Genomic DNA, 15915 nt, shown 5'->3' on the forward strand with positions numbered 1-15915 from the left:
TTTTCTTTGGCTCAAAGCTAGTCCATGGAAAATACAGCCAAATAAATGATCGGGGAAAATAGACATGTTTAAGGCCTGTTAGCCTTATGTTTATGCTAACCACACTGGAAAACGCTCTTTGTCGACTGTTGAAAACTGCTCACCGGCAATTTGAGAAATGGCGGCAAAGGGCTTTTGACAGTCCGCCGCGGGTTGAATACAACACCGCGAACACGGGCGAGGGCCTGCCGCGATATTGTCTCGCCGCACCGGCTTTATTCTATTTAAAACATTAGGTTTTATGTTACCCCCGTAACAGCCGATCGCTGGCCGTTACCCCGGCGGTATCGTCGTATTGTTTGCCGTTGCTGGCAGCTTTGCCGCCGGTGGGCAGGATTTATCCAGTGTCCTGAGGGGGTGTCACATTGAGGTGGTAGGTGGGTAGTCGGTTCTCGGGCGTGGCGGTGTTGAAAGCTTGGCGGTGCTGGTTGGCCTAGGTAAAGAAGATGGGGAAAGGGGATGAGCATGATTTGGCCTGAAGTAAGAAAAATTTTGCAGCATCAACTTCCTGAAAGTGTTTTTAACCTCTGGATCGAGCCCTTGCGGTGCCTGGCGGAAGATGACCAGGTGTTGGAGTTGGCCGGTCCCGATCGCTTTTTTTGTTCCTGGGTGGCCGACCATTACCATGCTGCCATGCAGGAGGCTCTTCAACGGTTGGAAAAGCCGGGGGTCGGAATCCGTTTCCGGGTTGATCCGGAACTGGTCTCCGACGATACGGCAGGAGCCGGCGCCGATGGGCGTGTAGGCAAAGAGCAGTTGCGGCTGCCGCAGATGCCCAAAGGGCGGCCCCGCATTCGCACCCTCCATCCGCGGTACACCTTCGACGAATTCATGGTGGGGGAGTCCAACGCCCTGGCCTTTACCGCCTGTGAAGCCATAGCCGCCGGTGGCGCCGAGGCCGAGCCCTGTGTCTTCATCAACGCCGGCACCGGCCTGGGCAAGAGTCACCTGGCCCATGCCGTGGCCCATCATTTATATAATCATTCCCCCAGCACCAGGCTTTGCTGCCTGACCACCCAGCAACTCACCGCGGAACTGGTCCGCCACATCAGAAGCAACACCATGGACCAGTTCAAGGAAAAGTTTCAACGCCAGTGTGATGTACTGCTGGTGGAGGATGTCCAGACCCTGTCGGGGAGGGGTAAAACCCAGGTGGAGTTGGCCGAGGCGGTGGACTGTTTGCTGGAAAACGGGCGCCGGGTGCTGTTTACCGGCGCGGTGGGCCCCCGGGAGATCCCAGACCTGGACGATGGGGTGCGCTCCCGCCTGGCCTCCGGGCTGGTCACCTCTATCAACCCGCCGGACATGCAGACCCGGCGTCTGATCATTCAGCGTAAAGCCGCCTACCACAAGCTGGCTTTAGACGAGGAGATGGTGGAGTTTCTGGCGGAGAAGGTCCGGGGTGATGTCCGCCGGTTGGAAAGCGCCATTGTTGGGCTTAAGGCCAAGGCCAATCTGCGCAAAAGCCAGCCCACCATGGCCATGGTCAAGGAGGTGGTGGCCACGGTGGTGGGCGGTGATGGCGGCGGCCTGTCCGCCGAGGCGATTCGTGATTTTGTCGCCGCCCAGTTCCAGGTCAGCGTCGGTGAGCTGCAGTCCAAATCGCGGAAAAAGGATGTGGCTTTTCCCCGCCAGGTTTCCATGTATCTGGCCCGCAAACTGACCGACGAGGCCCTGGCCGGGATCGGCAAGGCCTTCAATCGTGATCATTCCACCGTGGTGCATTCCATTCGGGTAATCACCGAGGCGGTGGCCCGCAACGGCAGCGTGCGCGGGCAGGTGGAGCATCTCACCGAAAAGCTTAAACAGCGTCAGAAATAGACCGGGCGCACGGCTGCCTGTTCCTCTTCCTGGCGGCCCCGGGTGATGAGCTCGGCGGCTTTTTGGGCGGCCTTCATCATGTCGTTCATCCCGATGCCGTCCCAGCCGAAGCCGGTCAACTGCAGGCTGGGGTGTCTGGTGGCCAGCTTTTCCCGCCAGGCCAGCAGGCGGGGATGATCCTGCTCCAGTTGCGGAATGCCGCCGGCTCCCCGCAGCACCCGGGCGAAGGCCGGCGGGGCCTTTAAGGGCAGCAGTTGACGCAGATCCTGATAGATGTTGGCGATCATCGCGGCATCGTCCAGTTCCAGTCGTTCCGGGTGGCGCCGGCCGCCCACCAGGGCTTCCAGCAGTACATGACCGGCGGGGGCCCGTTCCGGGAACATGTGTGAGGAGAACAGGGCCCCCAGGGTGAAGCGGTTTTCCCGCTCCGGGGCCAGGTAGCCGAAGCCGGCCGGAATTGTCGCCTCATCCCGGCTGAAGCCCAGGGCCACGGTAACGATGCGGGCCTCGGGCACACTGCCGACCGGTGGCTTGAAGTCCGCCAGCAGTTCCAGCGCCTGGTTCACCGGCAGGGCCAGCACCAGGCGCTTTGCCTGGTAGGGGCCGCTATTGGTCGTAATCTCCCAGCCGCCCTCGGTGAGCGGGCGAATTTTTTCCACTCTACACTGGTAAACAATCTCTTTTTGCTGGCTCAGGCGAGTAATCAGCTGTTCCATGCCTTGGGGAAAGCTGGTCATGGCCGGCAATCCGGCGGGGCCGGACTTGGCGCCGGTGGTCGCCGGCGGTTTGCTGCGGCGCTGCCGCCTTTCCCGCCAGAGGCCGCGAAGCAGTGAACCATGTTCTTTCTCCAGCCGCCGAACGCCGGGCATCACTGCGTCGATGCTCAAGCGCTGGTAGTCACCGGCAAAGGTGCCGGTAACCGCCGCGTCCACCAGCGGCAGCACTTCCCGGCCGAAGCGGTGTTCAGCCCATTGGCCGATGCTGGCGCCATCGGCCAGGGTTTTTTTGAAGGGTTCCAGCGCCAGCCGCAGCTTACCGGCTAAAGAGAGCAGAGGGGTGGTCAGCAGGGCTTGCGGGCTCTGGGGCAGGGCCACCAGCCGCCCGTGATGGCAGACATAGCGAACATTCTGCCCCAGCGGCGCCTTGAGCGCCTCCTGCTCCAGGCCGGTTTCCTGCAGCAACTGTCGGCTGGCCGGGTTATTGTCGAGAAAACCGTGCGGGCCCCATTCCGCCCGGTAACCTTCGTCATTGAAGGAACGGATGGCCCCGCCTGCTCGTCCGTCGGCCTCCAGGAGCAGGGCGGGAGTGCCGGCGGCAGCCAGAAAGTGGGCCGTGGCCAGGCCGGAAAGGCCGGCCCCGACGATAATCACTGCGTGCTGTTGGTCCATGGTCGCTCGCTGGTTAATGGTTATCGGGTTACGGTTTTACTTGTTTTTCTCTTTTATTTGGCCTAATTATGATGACTTTGCAAGAAGTCCATGGGCGGACTTTTTGCGATTCCACCAGTTATGCAGTTATGGTTAAACTTTGCCAGTAATCTCCAGCCGTGTTGGCCGCTGAGGCTGAAACCACAAGGTGCCGGACCCCAAGTTACCAGACTTTATCGTCCTCCGCCTGCTGAATCGGTGGCCATGGCGGTGTCGGCCAGGTAACGGCTGGTTTTTTGGGAGATCTCCATGCCCTCTGCTCCGGTCAGGGTTCTTGTGCTCTTTTATTCCTACAGCGGTCAGAGTTCGGTGTTGATCCGGCGGTTGGTTGCCGGGCTGAGCGACGAAGGCGTAGAGGTGTGCCAGGAGCGCCTCCAGCCACGGCAACTCTTGCGTTTTCCTTTGGGCTCGGTGGTTAAAACCATCTGGCTGATGATCATTACCTTTTTTCGGACCCGTTTCGCCATTCAGCCCCTGGCGGTCAGCGATGACGACCCCTTCGACCTGGTGGTGCTGGCAGGACCTACCTGGTCCTGGAGTCCCAGCGGCCCGGTGTTGACCCTGCTGGACCAGCATCCGGGGCTGTTCCGGCAGCGGCCGGTGCTGGCGGTAATCTCCTGCCGCGGCTACTGGCGCGCTCACTGGCGCTATTTGCGCAAACGCCTGACCGGCCTGGGTGCCGATCCCTTCGGACCCCTGGTTTTCAGCCATCCCCAGCGGGAGCCATGGCGCACCATTGGGGTTTTCCTGAAGGTGGCGGGTATGGCTCCGGAGCGCTCCTCATCGCTGTTCAGCCGTTTATACCCCCGGTTTGGCCACACTCGGCAGCAGTGCGACGAAGCCTACGCCCTGGGGCGGCAACTGGCCACCCGCCTGAAAAGTGGGGTGGGCGCGGAAAAAGTGCGCGACTTTAAATGCCTCCCCTGAACTACTAAAACGTCAACGTTCAGCCTACCACTCAATCCCCTTCTGGGCCTTGATCCCTTTTTGGAAAGGATGCCGGATCTCCTGCATTTCCGTCACCAGATCGGCAGCTGTCAGCAATTCCGCCCCTGGGTCGCGGCCGGTGACCAGCAGGTGCATGGTTGCCGGCCGCTGCTGAAAAATCGGCAGCACTTCGCCGGCCTTAAGAATGCCGAAATGGATCAGATAGCTGAACTCATCCAGGATCAGCAGGTCGCAGCTGTCGGCCTCGAGCTTTCGGCAGGCCAGTTGCCAGCCGGCCAGGGCGCTTTCCCGGAACCGGGTCATCTCCCTGTCCCGCCAACTGAAGCCCGAGCCGACCTGGTGAATTTCCACCAAACCGGTGGTGGCCGCGAGCTTTTCGAGAGCGTGCAGTTCGCCGCAGGCCCGGCTTTTCACAAACTGGATAAGGCAAACCCGCAGCCCCTGGCCGACGGCCCGCAGCGCCTGGCCGAAAGCGGCGCAGGTTTTCCCTTTACCGTGGCCGGTATAGATGATGAACAGTCCGGTGGTCATGGTTTTGGTTCCGGTGGTTGAGGTGGGGCCTGGCGGCGAAATTTTTCCAGTTGCTGCCGGTAATAACGGCCGTTGTCGGAGGCGGCCAGGGCGGCTTTGGCGGCGGCCACCGCCTTGTCCCGCTCGCCGTTGCGCCACCAGGCCATGGCCAGGGTGTCGAGAATATGGGCCTGGGGGGCCAGGGCTGCCGCTTGCAAAGCCAGCTCCAGGGCCCGGGGGTAGTCGTGGACGGCAGTATCTTCGGCGGTGAGCAGCAGCCAGGCCAGATTGTTCAACACATCCGGATGTTCAGGGGCCAACCCCAGGGCCTCTTCATAAGCGCCGATGGCGGCCCGGTATTCTCCCTGAAAATAACGCAAATCCCCCAAGTGCTGCCGCCAAACGGGGTTTTCCGGCTCCCGGCGGATCTCCTCTTTGATGATGATTTCGGCCAGTCGCAGGCGCGCCTGTTCTTCCGCCTGCTCGCCGGGCAGTTGCCAGAAGGCGAGCAGCAGGCCGAGCAGCAGCAGCAAAAACAGACCCATGGCCCGGCCCACTTTGCGGTGGTGCTGTTTGATCAGCCGGGGGTTATCATCGCAGGCGGCCAGAAAGTCTATCCGCTGGCCCAGGCTGAAGTGGTGCCAGCTGGGCAAATCACGGATGCGGCCGTCGGGGCCGGCGATCTTTTCAAAGACCCGGATCAGCGGGGCGGCGTGGCCCATTGCACTCAGGGCGTAAAGATCGGCCTGGCGCTCGAAATTGCGCATGAAAAAACCAAAGATAAAGCGAAAGTAAACAATGACCAGGGTCAGCAGGGTAACGGTGCCCAGCAGGCTGATAATGGCCCCTGCGGTCTGGCCGCTGACGGCCATGAGGCCGCCCAGCAGTTCGGAGTTCAGCAAAACGGCCAGCATGGGCAGGGAGGCCAGGTGGGCCAGCAGGGCAAAACCCAAAAAGAACAGGAGGTAAAGGGGGAGATGCCGGTGCCTGACATGGCCGATCTCATGGGCTACCACCGCTTCCAGTTCCTCCTGGTTTACGGTCTGCAGCAGGCCGGGGGTGATCAGCAGATAGCGAAAATGGCGGCTCAATCCCATTACCCCGGCGGTGAGCAATCTTCCTTCAAACAGAGGCCAGAGCATGATCTCCCGGAAACCGACCCGGTGGTGGCGGCAGAACTCCTCCAGTCGCCGGCGCAACGGACCGTCGGGCAGGGGTTGGCAGCCCCAGAGGCGGGTGGCCAGCCAGGGGAAAACCAGCAGCAACAGAAGAAAAAAAGTCAGGATCAGCAGGGGCTCTCCCCAGGCCGAGGTCAGCAGCCGTTTAACCGGTTCCAGAGGGGTCAGGCGCAGCAGGTCGGCGACAAAAGTGATCAGCAGCCAGGGCAGCAGGATCACCAGGTTGAGCTTGAGGTTGGAGAGCAGAAAGGCCTGGCCCGAGTGGTTGCCTCCGAAGATCAGGTTGTAGGCCGGCCGGCTGCGGTTCCAGACCAGCACCAGGTAGCAGAGAAACAGGGCCACCCCGGCATAGGGCACCAGGGTGGGCAGGAGGGTTGAACCGGGCAAGGAGGCAAAGTAGAATTTGATGTCCAGCAGGTAGACGTCGAGGGCAAAGTTGAAAACCGCCAGAATGGAAAGGCGTTTTTCCAGGCTGAAGTAGGCGGAGGCCTGGAAGGGGCCGGGGCGGCGAAAATAATAGTGGCAAAGGGCGGCAAACAGCAACGTTTTGCCGGCCAGCAACAGGAAGGTAACCGGCCCGGAGAAGGCCGGTTCATCGGGAATACCCCGGGTGGCCAGGATAATAATCACCACCAGGAGGTAAATAAGGTTATTGTAAGGCAAGGATAAACCCTTAGAGGAAGCTGCGTTGGCCGGTGAATTCCCGGAACAGGCGGTTGTTGTGGCGGTGGTATGCCGCCAGCAGGCGGGCCAGTTTTTCGCGGGTCAGGATATTTTCGGCCACGAAATATTCCCCGAACTTGCGCTGCAGTCTTTTCTGGGCCTGGATCAGCAGGCGCAATTGGGGATCGGTGAGCAGCCCCAGGGCATGGGCGGTTTCGCCAAAGCGCTGGTTGGCCTGGCGGGTGTTTAGCACCATGGCGATTTCCCGGTCGTTAAGCAGGCCGTAGCGGCGGCTGATTTCACCGATCCGTGGCCGCTGGCTGCGCTGCCAGGCCAAAGCCTGGACGATGTTGCGCCAGGAAGCCACCCCCGAGTAGTATAAAAAATGGCCCAGCAGTAAACGGCGATTGGGCAGGGGCCCGCGGTAGAGCGCATCGATGTCCCAGAAAGGGTGGATGGTGCCGGAGCGCTGCCCCTGTTTGTTGCTGCTGCCGGCCTGGCTCCTGGCACCGGCCTGGTTGCTGCCGGAATGCCGGTTGCGGCCGGGGGTGGTCCGAGGGCGGCAGCTGTTGCCGGCCGGGCGTTGCCGTTGGCCGGCCGGTTCCTTGCCCGGGATGATGATCCCCTTTTCCCGGGCTTCCAGGTACTGCCGCAAAGACTCGTAAGCCTGCTGGACATCGTGAAAATGCAGGCCGTCCTGGTGCTCCGGAGGCAGGTGGCCGGTGGCGGCAAAACGATCGGGATGGGTTTCCAGAGCCCTTTTGCGGTAGGCGCATTTTACCCCGGACAACTGGAGGTACTCCAGAAAATCCCGGGAAATATCGAGTTCCGGACCGAAAATAACTTCGCAGGCTCGATACAGATCTTTTTCCGCCAGCATTAAAGTCATGCCTGACTCCAGCAGGTTGGGGCCGAGTTGCTGCTTGTTCAGGTTTAGTCGGCTCTTGACTTAAGTGCTTGTCAAATGCGAAAACTGACAAGAGCAACCATTTGTGATTAATTGACTTTTTAGCAAAAAAGCCACGCCGGGGCAAGGAGAAAGGGCTCAAAGCCGGTTCTGCCGGTTTTAGTCCGGGCCTAAACGGTACCAACTTCCCGGTCTAACGGGCCAGCGGCGGCTGTTACAATGGACAGAGCAAGGAGAAAAAATGACTGGAGCAGATGATTATTTGGTCGATTTTACAAGCTATAAATCTTATTCAGCGCTGCGCTCCCTGGCGGCTGAACCGTTCAACCTCAAGACCCCCGGGGTGATGAGCCCGGAACGGATCGCCGCTTGCCGGGCCGTTGGCGGCGGTTTTGAGCTGCTCTTTTTCGGCCAGCGGGTGGCGCGGCCGGAACTGGCGGCCCTGCAGGAACTGGCTGATGAGGCCCGGCTGGTGGAGCAGTTTGCCGCCCTGCGCCGGGGTGCGGTCTTTAACCGGATTGCCGGTTTTGCCAGCGAAGAGCGTCAGGTGCTGCACTGCAGTTGCCGCGATATCTTCCGCGACCGGCCCGCCGAGCCGCATGCCACCGCCCAGGCCAAAGCGGAGCTGGATAAATTGCAGCAATTTCTCGCCGATCTCGATCAGGGCCGGCTGACCACCCCGCAAGGCGAACCGTTCACCGGCATGATCCAGATCGGGATCGGCGGCTCCGATCTGGGCCCCCGAGCCCTCTATCTGGCCCTCCAGGCTTACGCCCACCCGGATCGCCGGGTGGAGTTCATCAGCAACGTCGACCCCGATGACGCCGCCCGGGTGCTTAAGGAAATGGATCTCTCGCGCACCTTGGTCAACGTGGTCTCCAAAAGCGGCACCACCCTGGAAACTTTAGCAAACGAGGAACTGGTGCGCCGGGCCTACCGGCAGGCGGGTCTGGACCCCAACGCCTATTTCGTGGCGGTCACCGGCCAGGGCAGCCCCATGGACAACCCGGCCAATTACCTGCGCTCGTTTTACATGTTCGATTACATCGGCGGCCGCTACAGCGCTACCTCCATGGTGGGCCTGGTGATGCTGGGTTTTGCCCTGGGCTACGAGCCGGTGCAGGAGATTCTGCAAGGGGCGCATGCCGCCGATGAGGCGGCCATGGAGCCGGATATCATGAAAAATCCGGCCCTGCTGCTGGCCCTGCTGGGAATCTGGAACCGCAATTTCCTGAGGCATGAAAGTCTGGCGGTGCTGCCCTACAGCCAGGCGCTGGTGCGCTTTGCCGCCCACCTGCAGCAGTTGGACATGGAGAGCAACGGCAAATCCATCGACCGCCGCGGCCAGGCCTTGAACTGGGACAGCGGCCCCATCGTCTGGGGAGAACCGGGCACCAACGGCCAGCACGCCTTCTACCAGTTGCTGCACCAGGGCACCGGCCAAGCGCCGGCGGAGTTCATCGGTTTCCGCCACAGCCAGTACGGCCAGGACCTGGAAATCCAGGAAACCACCGCCCAGGAAAAGCTGCTGGCCAACCTGCTGGCCCAGTCCCTGGCCCTGGCGGTGGGGCAGGACGACCCCAACCCCAACCGCCGTTTCCCCGGCAACCGCCCCAGCAGCATTCTCTTGGCCGATCGCCTGACCCCGGAACGGATGGGCGCCCTGCTGGCCCTGTACGAGGCCAAGGTGGTCTTCCAGGGTTTTGTCTGGAACATCAACTCGTTCGATCAGGAAGGCGTGCAGCTTGGCAAACGGCTGGCCAACCGCCTGCTGGAGCAATTCGCCGCCCGCCGCCGGGGCGAAAACCCGCCGGAAGACCCGGTGGGCCAGGCGCTGTTGAAAAACGCCGGTCTGTAACGGGGTGTTTCAGTGCAAAGGGCAAGCCGCATGCAGCCTGGACGGGGGCCGCGAAAACCGGTAGCGGCGGGTTTGGCGGCGGCCGGGCACATGGACGTGCAGGAGGCCGCCGCCACCTCGGAGGCGGGCAGGATGCCCGCCGAGAATGAGCCGCTACCGGTTTTCGCGGCCCCCACCCCCTGGCAACAACCAACGACTTGTAAAGACCCCTTAGCCCCCGCGGGCATCTTACGTGGGGAAGATTTACGGTAAGATGCTTTCCAGGCGCTGCCAGAAGTCGGGGAAGGATTTTTTTACGCAGCCGGGGTTTTCGATGCGGATGCCGGGGATGGCCAGGCTGGCCACGGCAAAGCTCATGGCGATGCGGTGGTCGTTGTGGGTGGCGATTTCCGCTCCTTGGTAGTCATGTTGGCGGCCCCGGCCTTCGACAACCAGATAATCGGGGCCCTCTTCGGTCTTTACCCCCAGTTTGGCCAGTTCGGCGGCCATTACTCCCAGCCGGTCGCACTCCTTGATCCGCAGGTGGGCGATGTTGTTGATCCGGGTCCGGCCTTGGGCCAGGGCCGCCACCACCGCCAGGGTGGGGACCACGTCCGGGCAGTCGCCCATGTCCACCTCCACCCCCCGCAGCTCATCCGGTGCCGCCACGCTGATCCCCGCCTGGTCGCGTTCCACCCGGCAGCCCATTTGCTCGAGAATATCCACCAGCACCGCATCCCCTTGCAGGGAGGGGGAGGGCACGTTGGTTACCGTTACCTTGCCGCCGGTAACCGCGGCGGCGGCCCAGAAGTAGGAGGCGCTGGAGGCGTCGCCCTCCACCCGGTACTCCCGGCCCTGGTAGATCCCCTGGGGAATTTTGAAATGGTTGAGTTCCGGGGCGGCTTCCGCCTCGATGCCGAAATCCCGCATTACCGCCAGGGTCATCGCCACGTAGGGCTTGGAGAGCACCTCACCTTCCACCTTAAGCTCGGCGGGCTGGCGGGCGTAGGGAGAGACCAACAGCAGGGAGGAGAGATACTGGCTGCTCTTACCCTCCGGCAGCACGGTGGCCCCCCCGGCCAGACCGTCGGCCTGGATCTCCAGCGGCGGGCAGCCGGTGCCCTGGATGCTGCGGATCTGCACTCCCCAGCCCCGCAGGGCCTGCAGCAGGGGCTCGATGGGGCGCTGCTGCATCCGTTCATCACCGTTGATCAGAAAGATACCCCGGCCCAAAGCCGCCACCGAGGTCAGAAAACGGGTGGCGGTGCCGTTGTTGCCCAGGTAGATCTCGGTGGCCGGCGGGGCCACCCGGCCGCCCTGGCCGAAAATCCGCCATTTATCGCGACCGGTATCGATGACCATGCCCATGGCCAGCAGGGCCTTGGTGGTGTAATCGGTGTCTTCGCTGGCCAGCGGCCCGCGCAGGATACTTTCTCCCTTGGCCAGAGCGGCGGCAATTAAGGCCCGCTGGGTGATGCTCTTGGAACCGGGGACCTCGACCGCGGCGGTGATGGGGCCGCAAGGGGTAATTTCCTGCCACTCGTTTTGTTCTTTCATTGGGTACCTGTATATACTTGTCTTTGGTTGTGGCCAGGGGGTGGGGGCCGCGAAAACCGGTAGCGGCTCATTCTCGGCGGGCATCCTGCCCGCCTCCGAGGTGGCGTCGGCCTCCTGCACGTCCATGTGCCCGGCCGCCGCCAAACCCGCCGCTACCGGTTTCCGCGGCCCCCGTCCTGGCTGCAAGCGGCTTGCTTGTTGTGCGTTAGTTCTAAAGGTTTTCCAGTAAAGTTTGGCGCATTATGGCCAGCGGGGCCTCTTGGTTGGTCCACATGGTGAACTGGGCTGCTCCCTGGTACAGCAGCATGGCCAGGCCGTCGATGCAGTGGCAGCCTGCCGCCTCCGCCTCCCGCAGCAGTCGGGTCTGCAAGGGCGAGTATACGATATCCATCACCACCGGAAAGGCGGCCAGGGCTGCCGCCGGAAGCGGGCTTTGTTCCGCCAGGGGGGCCATGCCCACCGAGGTTGCGTTGACCAGGGCATTGGCCGCTTGTTCGGCGGCCTGTTCCAGGGGTACCCAGGGGCAGTCCAGTTGTTGCGCCAGTTCCTGTCCCCGCTCGGGGGTGCGGCTGGCCAGAATCACTTTGGCCCCCGCCTCCCGCAGACCAAACCCGATGGCCCGGGCCGAGCCGCCGGCGCCCAGCAGCAGTACCTTGGCCCCGGCCAGCTCCAGGGCCTCGCCCAAGGCCTGGTTGGCTCCCAGCCAGTCGGTGTTGGCGCCATGCAGTTCATCGCCCCGGCGGACGATGGTGTTGACCGCGCCGATGCGTGCCGCCACCGGGTCCACCTTGTCCAGTTGCTCAATCACCGTCTCCTTGTGGGGGATGGTGACGCTGGCGCCGGCAATTCCCAGGGTGCGGATGGCGGCCACCGCCGCCGCGCCGTCCAGGGCCGGCAGGGGGACATAGACCTTGTTGAGCCCGCAGGCGGCGAAGGCGGCATTGTGCATTGCCGGGCTGCGGCTGTGTCGCACGGGGTTGCCGATGATACCATAAACTTCGGTGCTGCCGTCGATTTTCAACAAAGGTTGCGTTCCATTCATGGTGGTTGCGGGGCAAGCCTGACCGGTTGCAAAGCGCCCCGTGATCGCTTATTGCAGCAAGTTTTCCAGTTGCCGCAGTTTCGAGGCCGGTAGCTGGCCCGGCGCGGTGGCGCTGCCGCCGTCTTCGGCCGCGTAGGTCATGAAGCCGCCCAGCAGGCAAGTGGCCAGGCGGCTGATTTTGCCCCGGTCGCCCATGCAGAAGACGATCAGGGGAAAGTTCAGTTCGGCGGCTTGCTCCAGCAGGGCCAGTGCGCGCAGGACATCCAGGGGGGAATGGGCCATGGTGACCATTTTGCCCATATCGGCCCCGCTTTCATACTGCTCGCGCAGGATGGCCCGCAGGGCGGCGGCATCGGGGGTGCCGGTGAAATCGTGCCAGGAAACGATTACCCGGCTGGTGCTGAATATATTTTGTGCGGCCAAGTTTTCGGCCTTTTCAGCATTGCCGGAACGGTCTACTTTGTCGGGCTGGCCGACCTTATCGGGCTTACCGGTCTTGTTGGCCCCGTCGGCCCTGTCGGGGTCGTGTGTCCAGAACAGTCGCCGCCCGCCGGTGCTCCCGCGCCGGGCGGCTTCGATGACCTGCCGGCGCAGGTCCGGGGCGGTGCGTAGTTCGATGTCAACCCAGGCCCGGTCGGCGGCCAGGGCCGCCAGCAAGGGGGCCAGCCGCTGCTCTTCCGGCTCCCGGGCCTCTCCGCCTTCCCATTGGGGGCGGTTGGTGAACAGCAAAGGTGCCTGTACCGCCGTCGGCAACGACTGCACCGCCTCCATGGTGGTGGAGCGGTCGCTTAAGGCGTCCAGGCGGATTTCAACCAGCTCGGCGCCCCGGGCCGCCGTGGCGGCGGCCGGCGGGAACTCGCCCAAGGACCGGCGGGCGATGGAGACGCAGATTCGGCTGGCAATGGTTGCTGGTGTCATATTGCTGGTGTCATATGGTTGTCGGCCACGGCCGAATTGGTTATGATGCCCGTTTCAAGGCCACAACTATATCATCAACCGTAAGAGTGTCAATTCATAGTGTACCGTTTGTTCACCGCCATTGATCTGCCGCCCGAGCTGGCGGCCCGCCTGGCCGCCATGGGCTTTGGTCTGCCCGGGGCCCGCTGGGTGCCCGAAGAGCAGTTGCATCTTACCCTGCGTTTTATCGGCGAGGTGGACGGTGGAATATTCCATGAGATCCGGGAGGCCCTGGCCGATGTCCGGGCCGAACCCTTCACCATGCACCTGCAGGGCTTTGGTTGTTTCCCGCCCCGGGGGCCGGCCCGCATTCTCTGGGCCGGGGTGGAGCCCGTGCCGCCGGTGGCCGCGTTGTATCGCAAGGTGGAAAATGTGCTGGTACGCCGGGGGCTGGTGGCACCGGAAAAACGTAAATTTGCCCCCCATGTCACCGTGGCCCGCTTACAGCAGGCGCCCAAGAGCCGGCTGGGCAATTTCCTGGCCGGCAACAACCTTTACCGCAGCGAAGAGTTCACCGTCGACCAGTTTCACCTCTACTCCAGCCAACTCACCAACAAAGGCGCCATCCACTACCTGGAAGCCAGTTACGATCTGCGCTAATGCATGGTTTAGGCGAGTCTTTTATCCCTCTTCTTTCCGTTTATGGCGGGAAGCAAAGCAAAAGTAAATATTCAGCAGAAAAAATTAACCTGTAAGCCGGCTTGGCATTTTGTTGGGAAGGCAAGCCCTGAAAAAAGCGCGTTTTTCCGTGCTCAGGTTGTGTTGTGGTGTGGCGTTTTGCCGCACGGGTGCGACAATTTGCCCAATTGATCGTCGCACCGACCGCCATTACCATCGGTCACTGTGAAGGGCCACCGGGTGGTATCCCGGTGGCCGACATCGTGGCATCCCGTTTGTGGGCGGTCAAAGCAACCAGAGAGGAGAACGAAAATGGAACAGGAAGCAAAGGTTACCAAAAAAGTCGAAGGGATTGATCTCTCTCGCCGTGAAATGCTGATCGGTGCCGGTGCCCTGATGGCCGGCGTGGCGGCCTCGCAATTGGGGGTGCTGAACACCGCCAAAGCGGCACAGGCCAGCAATGGCGAGGTCTGGCCCTGGCCTTACGAAAAACTTGATCCGGCCAGGGTCGGCGAGACCGCCTATCATGCCTGGTACGACGTTTTTTGCTCTCAGGCCGTTACCACCGGTCTTTTCGAGCAACTCCGGGAAAAGGTGGGCGAGCCGTGGAGTTCTTTTCCCATCAACTCGCTGCGTTTCGGCATGGGCGGCATGCTGGGCTGGGGCCTTACCTGCGGCGCACCGGTGTCCGGGGCCCTGGTAATCGGGCTGGTCACCCCGGCCGAGGTGGCCACCCCCATGGTTCGCGACCTGCTGGGTTGGTACGCCAATACCCCGATGCCGGTATATTCCCCGCAAAACGGTCGCTACAATGGCGAAATTCCCAAATCGGTGGCCCAAAGCCCGCTGTGCCATCAGTCGGTGGGCCGCTGGATGAAAACCGCGGATCGTCCTTTCGGCAGCGATGAAAGAAGGCACCGCTGTGCCAGCGTCACCGCCAGCGTGGCCTACCGCACCGCCGAGATGCTCAACGACTGGAAAGACGGCAAATATGTCGTTCCCGCCGACAATTGGGACGGCGCGGCGGCCATGGGGCTGCCGTCGCAGCAGAACTGCATGAGTTGTCACAGCGATGGGGTGCCGAGCCCGCCCAGGTAATTTCATGCTGGCGCGGGGGTGGAGTTTTTCCGCCCCCGCCGGCTCCGTGGTGCCTTGTGCTCGCTTTCGCTACAGTAAAAGAGCGACGGCGTGGGCGGCGATGCCTTCCTCGCGGCCGGCAAAGCCCAGTCCTTCGGTGGTGGTGGCTTTGAGGTTGATCTGGCTCGGGTTAACCTGGCAGGCGGCGGCCAGATTGGCCTGCATGGCGGCCAGCTGGGGGGCCAGCTTGGGTTTTTCGGCGATGATGGTCAGATCGGCGTGGTGCAGTCGGCAGTTTGCCGCCCATACCTTGGTCATGACCTGCGCCAGCAGTTTGAGGCTGCTGATGCCCCGGTACTGCTGGTCGTTATCGGGAAAATGGCGGCCGATATCGCCGGCGCCCAAGGCGCCCAAGATGGCGTCGCACAGGGCGTGGGTTAGCACGTCGGCATCGGAGTGGCCCAGCAGGCCCAGGTGGTGCTCAATGGTAACCCCGCCCAGGATCAGCGGCCGGTCGGTAACCAGGCGGTGGACATCATAGCCGTGGCCGATACGCGGCAAAGGTAAGCGGTCACCGTGACCAGTTACCGGCAAGCTTGTCGAGGCCAGTGTGGCCTGGGCCAGGGGCAGATCTTGGGGGGTGGTGATTTTAAAATTGGCGCTCTCGCCCTCTACCAGGGCCACCGGGCAGCCGATTCTTTCCAGTAGAGAGGCCTCGTCGGTGCCGGTAAAACCGTCGGTGTCGGCGGCGGCCAGCGCCTTTTGCAGCAGGATGAAACGGGCTGCCTGGGGGGTTTGGGCCTGCCAGAGGCCGGTGCGGCTTATGGTGCTGTCGATCAAAGGAAGGTTGGCATTGCCTTCTGCTGCGCCAGCCTTTTTAAGGGTATCCCGCACCGGCAAGGCGGCGATGGCCGCACCCTGCCGGCGGGCCGCTGCCAGGGTGCGCTGGATAAGGTTTGGGCTGACCAGGGGGCGGGCCCCGTCGTGGACCGCCACCAGCTCATACCGCTCCGGCAAAGCGGCCAGGGCCGCCAGGCCGCAGGCCACCGAGTCCTGGCGGCTGGCGCCGCCGGCTACCACCAGCACATCGGCCAGGTCGTGGCGGGCCAGCATCTGCCGGGCGGCGGTCAGGTAGTCGCTCCTGGCCACCACCACGATCCGGCCCACCTCGGGTACGGCGGCAAAGGCTTGAACACAGTGAACAAACAGCGGTATCCCGGCCAGTTCGAGAAACTGCTTGGGCAACTCCCCGCCCATCCGGGTGCCGCTTCCTCCGGCGGCGATTATCGCGGCGCTGTCTGGTTTTTGAGCCATGGAAATTTGATACCGTCGCA

The 15915-nt window shown here is 62.5% G+C and carries 13 protein-coding genes; 5 read left to right on the top strand and 8 right to left on the bottom strand.

Annotated elements, in window-relative coordinates; all coding sequences use genetic code 11:
- Nucleotides 1-498 precede the first annotated feature (498 nt).
- The gene (dnaA, locus tag DAAHT2_RS00005) at nt 499-1860 is read left to right on the top strand and encodes a chromosomal replication initiator protein DnaA (protein ID WP_218915023.1); all 1362 of its coding nucleotides are present in this window, start codon (nt 499-501) and stop codon (nt 1858-1860) included.
- Here the strand turns inward: dnaA and hemG are convergent.
- Nucleotides 1851-3248: a protoporphyrinogen oxidase gene (hemG, locus tag DAAHT2_RS00010; protein ID WP_013162250.1), complete on the bottom strand. Its 1398-nt coding sequence runs from the start codon at nt 3246-3248 to the stop codon at nt 1851-1853. The two genes, dnaA and hemG, sit on opposite strands and share 10 nt — an antisense overlap.
- A gap of 288 nt (nt 3249-3536) precedes the next feature.
- On the opposite strand from hemG, the gene DAAHT2_RS00015 reads away from it, so the two are divergent.
- The gene (locus DAAHT2_RS00015; RefSeq protein ID WP_013162251.1) at nt 3537-4214 is read left to right on the top strand and encodes a hypothetical protein; all 678 of its coding nucleotides are present in this window, start codon (nt 3537-3539) and stop codon (nt 4212-4214) included.
- Between the two features lie 24 nt (nt 4215-4238).
- Here the strand turns inward: DAAHT2_RS00015 and cobO are convergent, their stop codons facing one another.
- From cobO to DAAHT2_RS00030, 3 genes are read right to left on the bottom strand one after another with little or no spacing between them, the layout of a single operon-like run.
- A complete protein-coding gene (gene cobO / locus DAAHT2_RS00020) occupies nt 4239-4766 on the bottom strand; it encodes a cob(I)yrinic acid a,c-diamide adenosyltransferase (RefSeq protein ID WP_013162252.1) in 528 nt (175 codons plus the stop codon).
- Complete coding sequence (locus DAAHT2_RS00025; RefSeq protein WP_013162253.1) at nt 4763-6586, bottom strand: M48 family metallopeptidase; 1824 nt, start codon at nt 6584-6586, stop codon at nt 4763-4765. Before DAAHT2_RS00025 ends, cobO begins: the two co-directional genes overlap by 4 nt.
- 10 nt (nt 6587-6596) lie before the next feature.
- Nucleotides 6597-7475, bottom strand: coding sequence for a J domain-containing protein (locus DAAHT2_RS00030; protein ID WP_013162254.1), 879 nt, complete (start codon nt 7473-7475; stop codon nt 6597-6599).
- A 259-nt stretch (nt 7476-7734) separates the two neighbouring features.
- On the opposite strand from DAAHT2_RS00030, the gene DAAHT2_RS00035 reads away from it, so the two are divergent.
- On the top strand, nt 7735-9351 hold the full coding sequence (locus DAAHT2_RS00035; RefSeq protein WP_013162255.1) for a glucose-6-phosphate isomerase: 1617 nt from the start codon (nt 7735-7737) through the stop codon (nt 9349-9351).
- A 243-nt stretch (nt 9352-9594) separates the two neighbouring features.
- Here DAAHT2_RS00035 and aroA read toward each other — a convergent pair whose 3' ends face one another.
- The 3 genes from aroA to DAAHT2_RS13585 form a co-directional block, all read right to left on the bottom strand.
- Nucleotides 9595-10887 carry a 3-phosphoshikimate 1-carboxyvinyltransferase gene (gene aroA, locus DAAHT2_RS00045; protein WP_013162256.1) on the bottom strand — a complete coding sequence of 431 codons (1293 nt, stop codon included), beginning with the start codon at nt 10885-10887 and terminating at the stop codon, nt 9595-9597.
- Between the two features lie 211 nt (nt 10888-11098).
- Nucleotides 11099-11929 carry a shikimate dehydrogenase gene (locus DAAHT2_RS00050; RefSeq protein ID WP_041718738.1) on the bottom strand — a complete coding sequence of 277 codons (831 nt, stop codon included), beginning with the start codon at nt 11927-11929 and terminating at the stop codon, nt 11099-11101.
- Between the two features lie 48 nt (nt 11930-11977).
- Nucleotides 11978-12847 (bottom strand): type I 3-dehydroquinate dehydratase, encoded by an 870-nt coding sequence (locus tag DAAHT2_RS13585; protein ID WP_013162258.1) that lies wholly within the window; start codon nt 12845-12847, stop codon nt 11978-11980.
- Between the two features lie 99 nt (nt 12848-12946).
- On the opposite strand from DAAHT2_RS13585, the gene thpR reads away from it, so the two are divergent.
- Nucleotides 12947-13486 (top strand): RNA 2',3'-cyclic phosphodiesterase, encoded by a 540-nt coding sequence (gene thpR, locus DAAHT2_RS00065; RefSeq protein ID WP_013162259.1) that lies wholly within the window; start codon nt 12947-12949, stop codon nt 13484-13486.
- A 330-nt stretch (nt 13487-13816) separates the two neighbouring features.
- A complete protein-coding gene (locus DAAHT2_RS00070; protein WP_013162260.1) occupies nt 13817-14602 on the top strand; it encodes a C-GCAxxG-C-C family protein in 786 nt (261 codons plus the stop codon).
- A 69-nt stretch (nt 14603-14671) separates the two neighbouring features.
- On the opposite strand, the gene ispD is transcribed toward DAAHT2_RS00070, so the two are convergent.
- A complete protein-coding gene (gene ispD, locus DAAHT2_RS00075) occupies nt 14672-15895 on the bottom strand; it encodes a 2-C-methyl-D-erythritol 4-phosphate cytidylyltransferase (protein WP_013162261.1) in 1224 nt (407 codons plus the stop codon).
- Nucleotides 15896-15915 lie beyond the last annotated feature (20 nt).

The sequence above is a fragment of the Desulfurivibrio alkaliphilus AHT 2 genome (assembly GCF_000092205.1).
In the GTDB taxonomy this organism is placed as follows: Bacteria; Desulfobacterota; Desulfobulbia; order Desulfobulbales; family Desulfurivibrionaceae; genus Desulfurivibrio; species Desulfurivibrio alkaliphilus.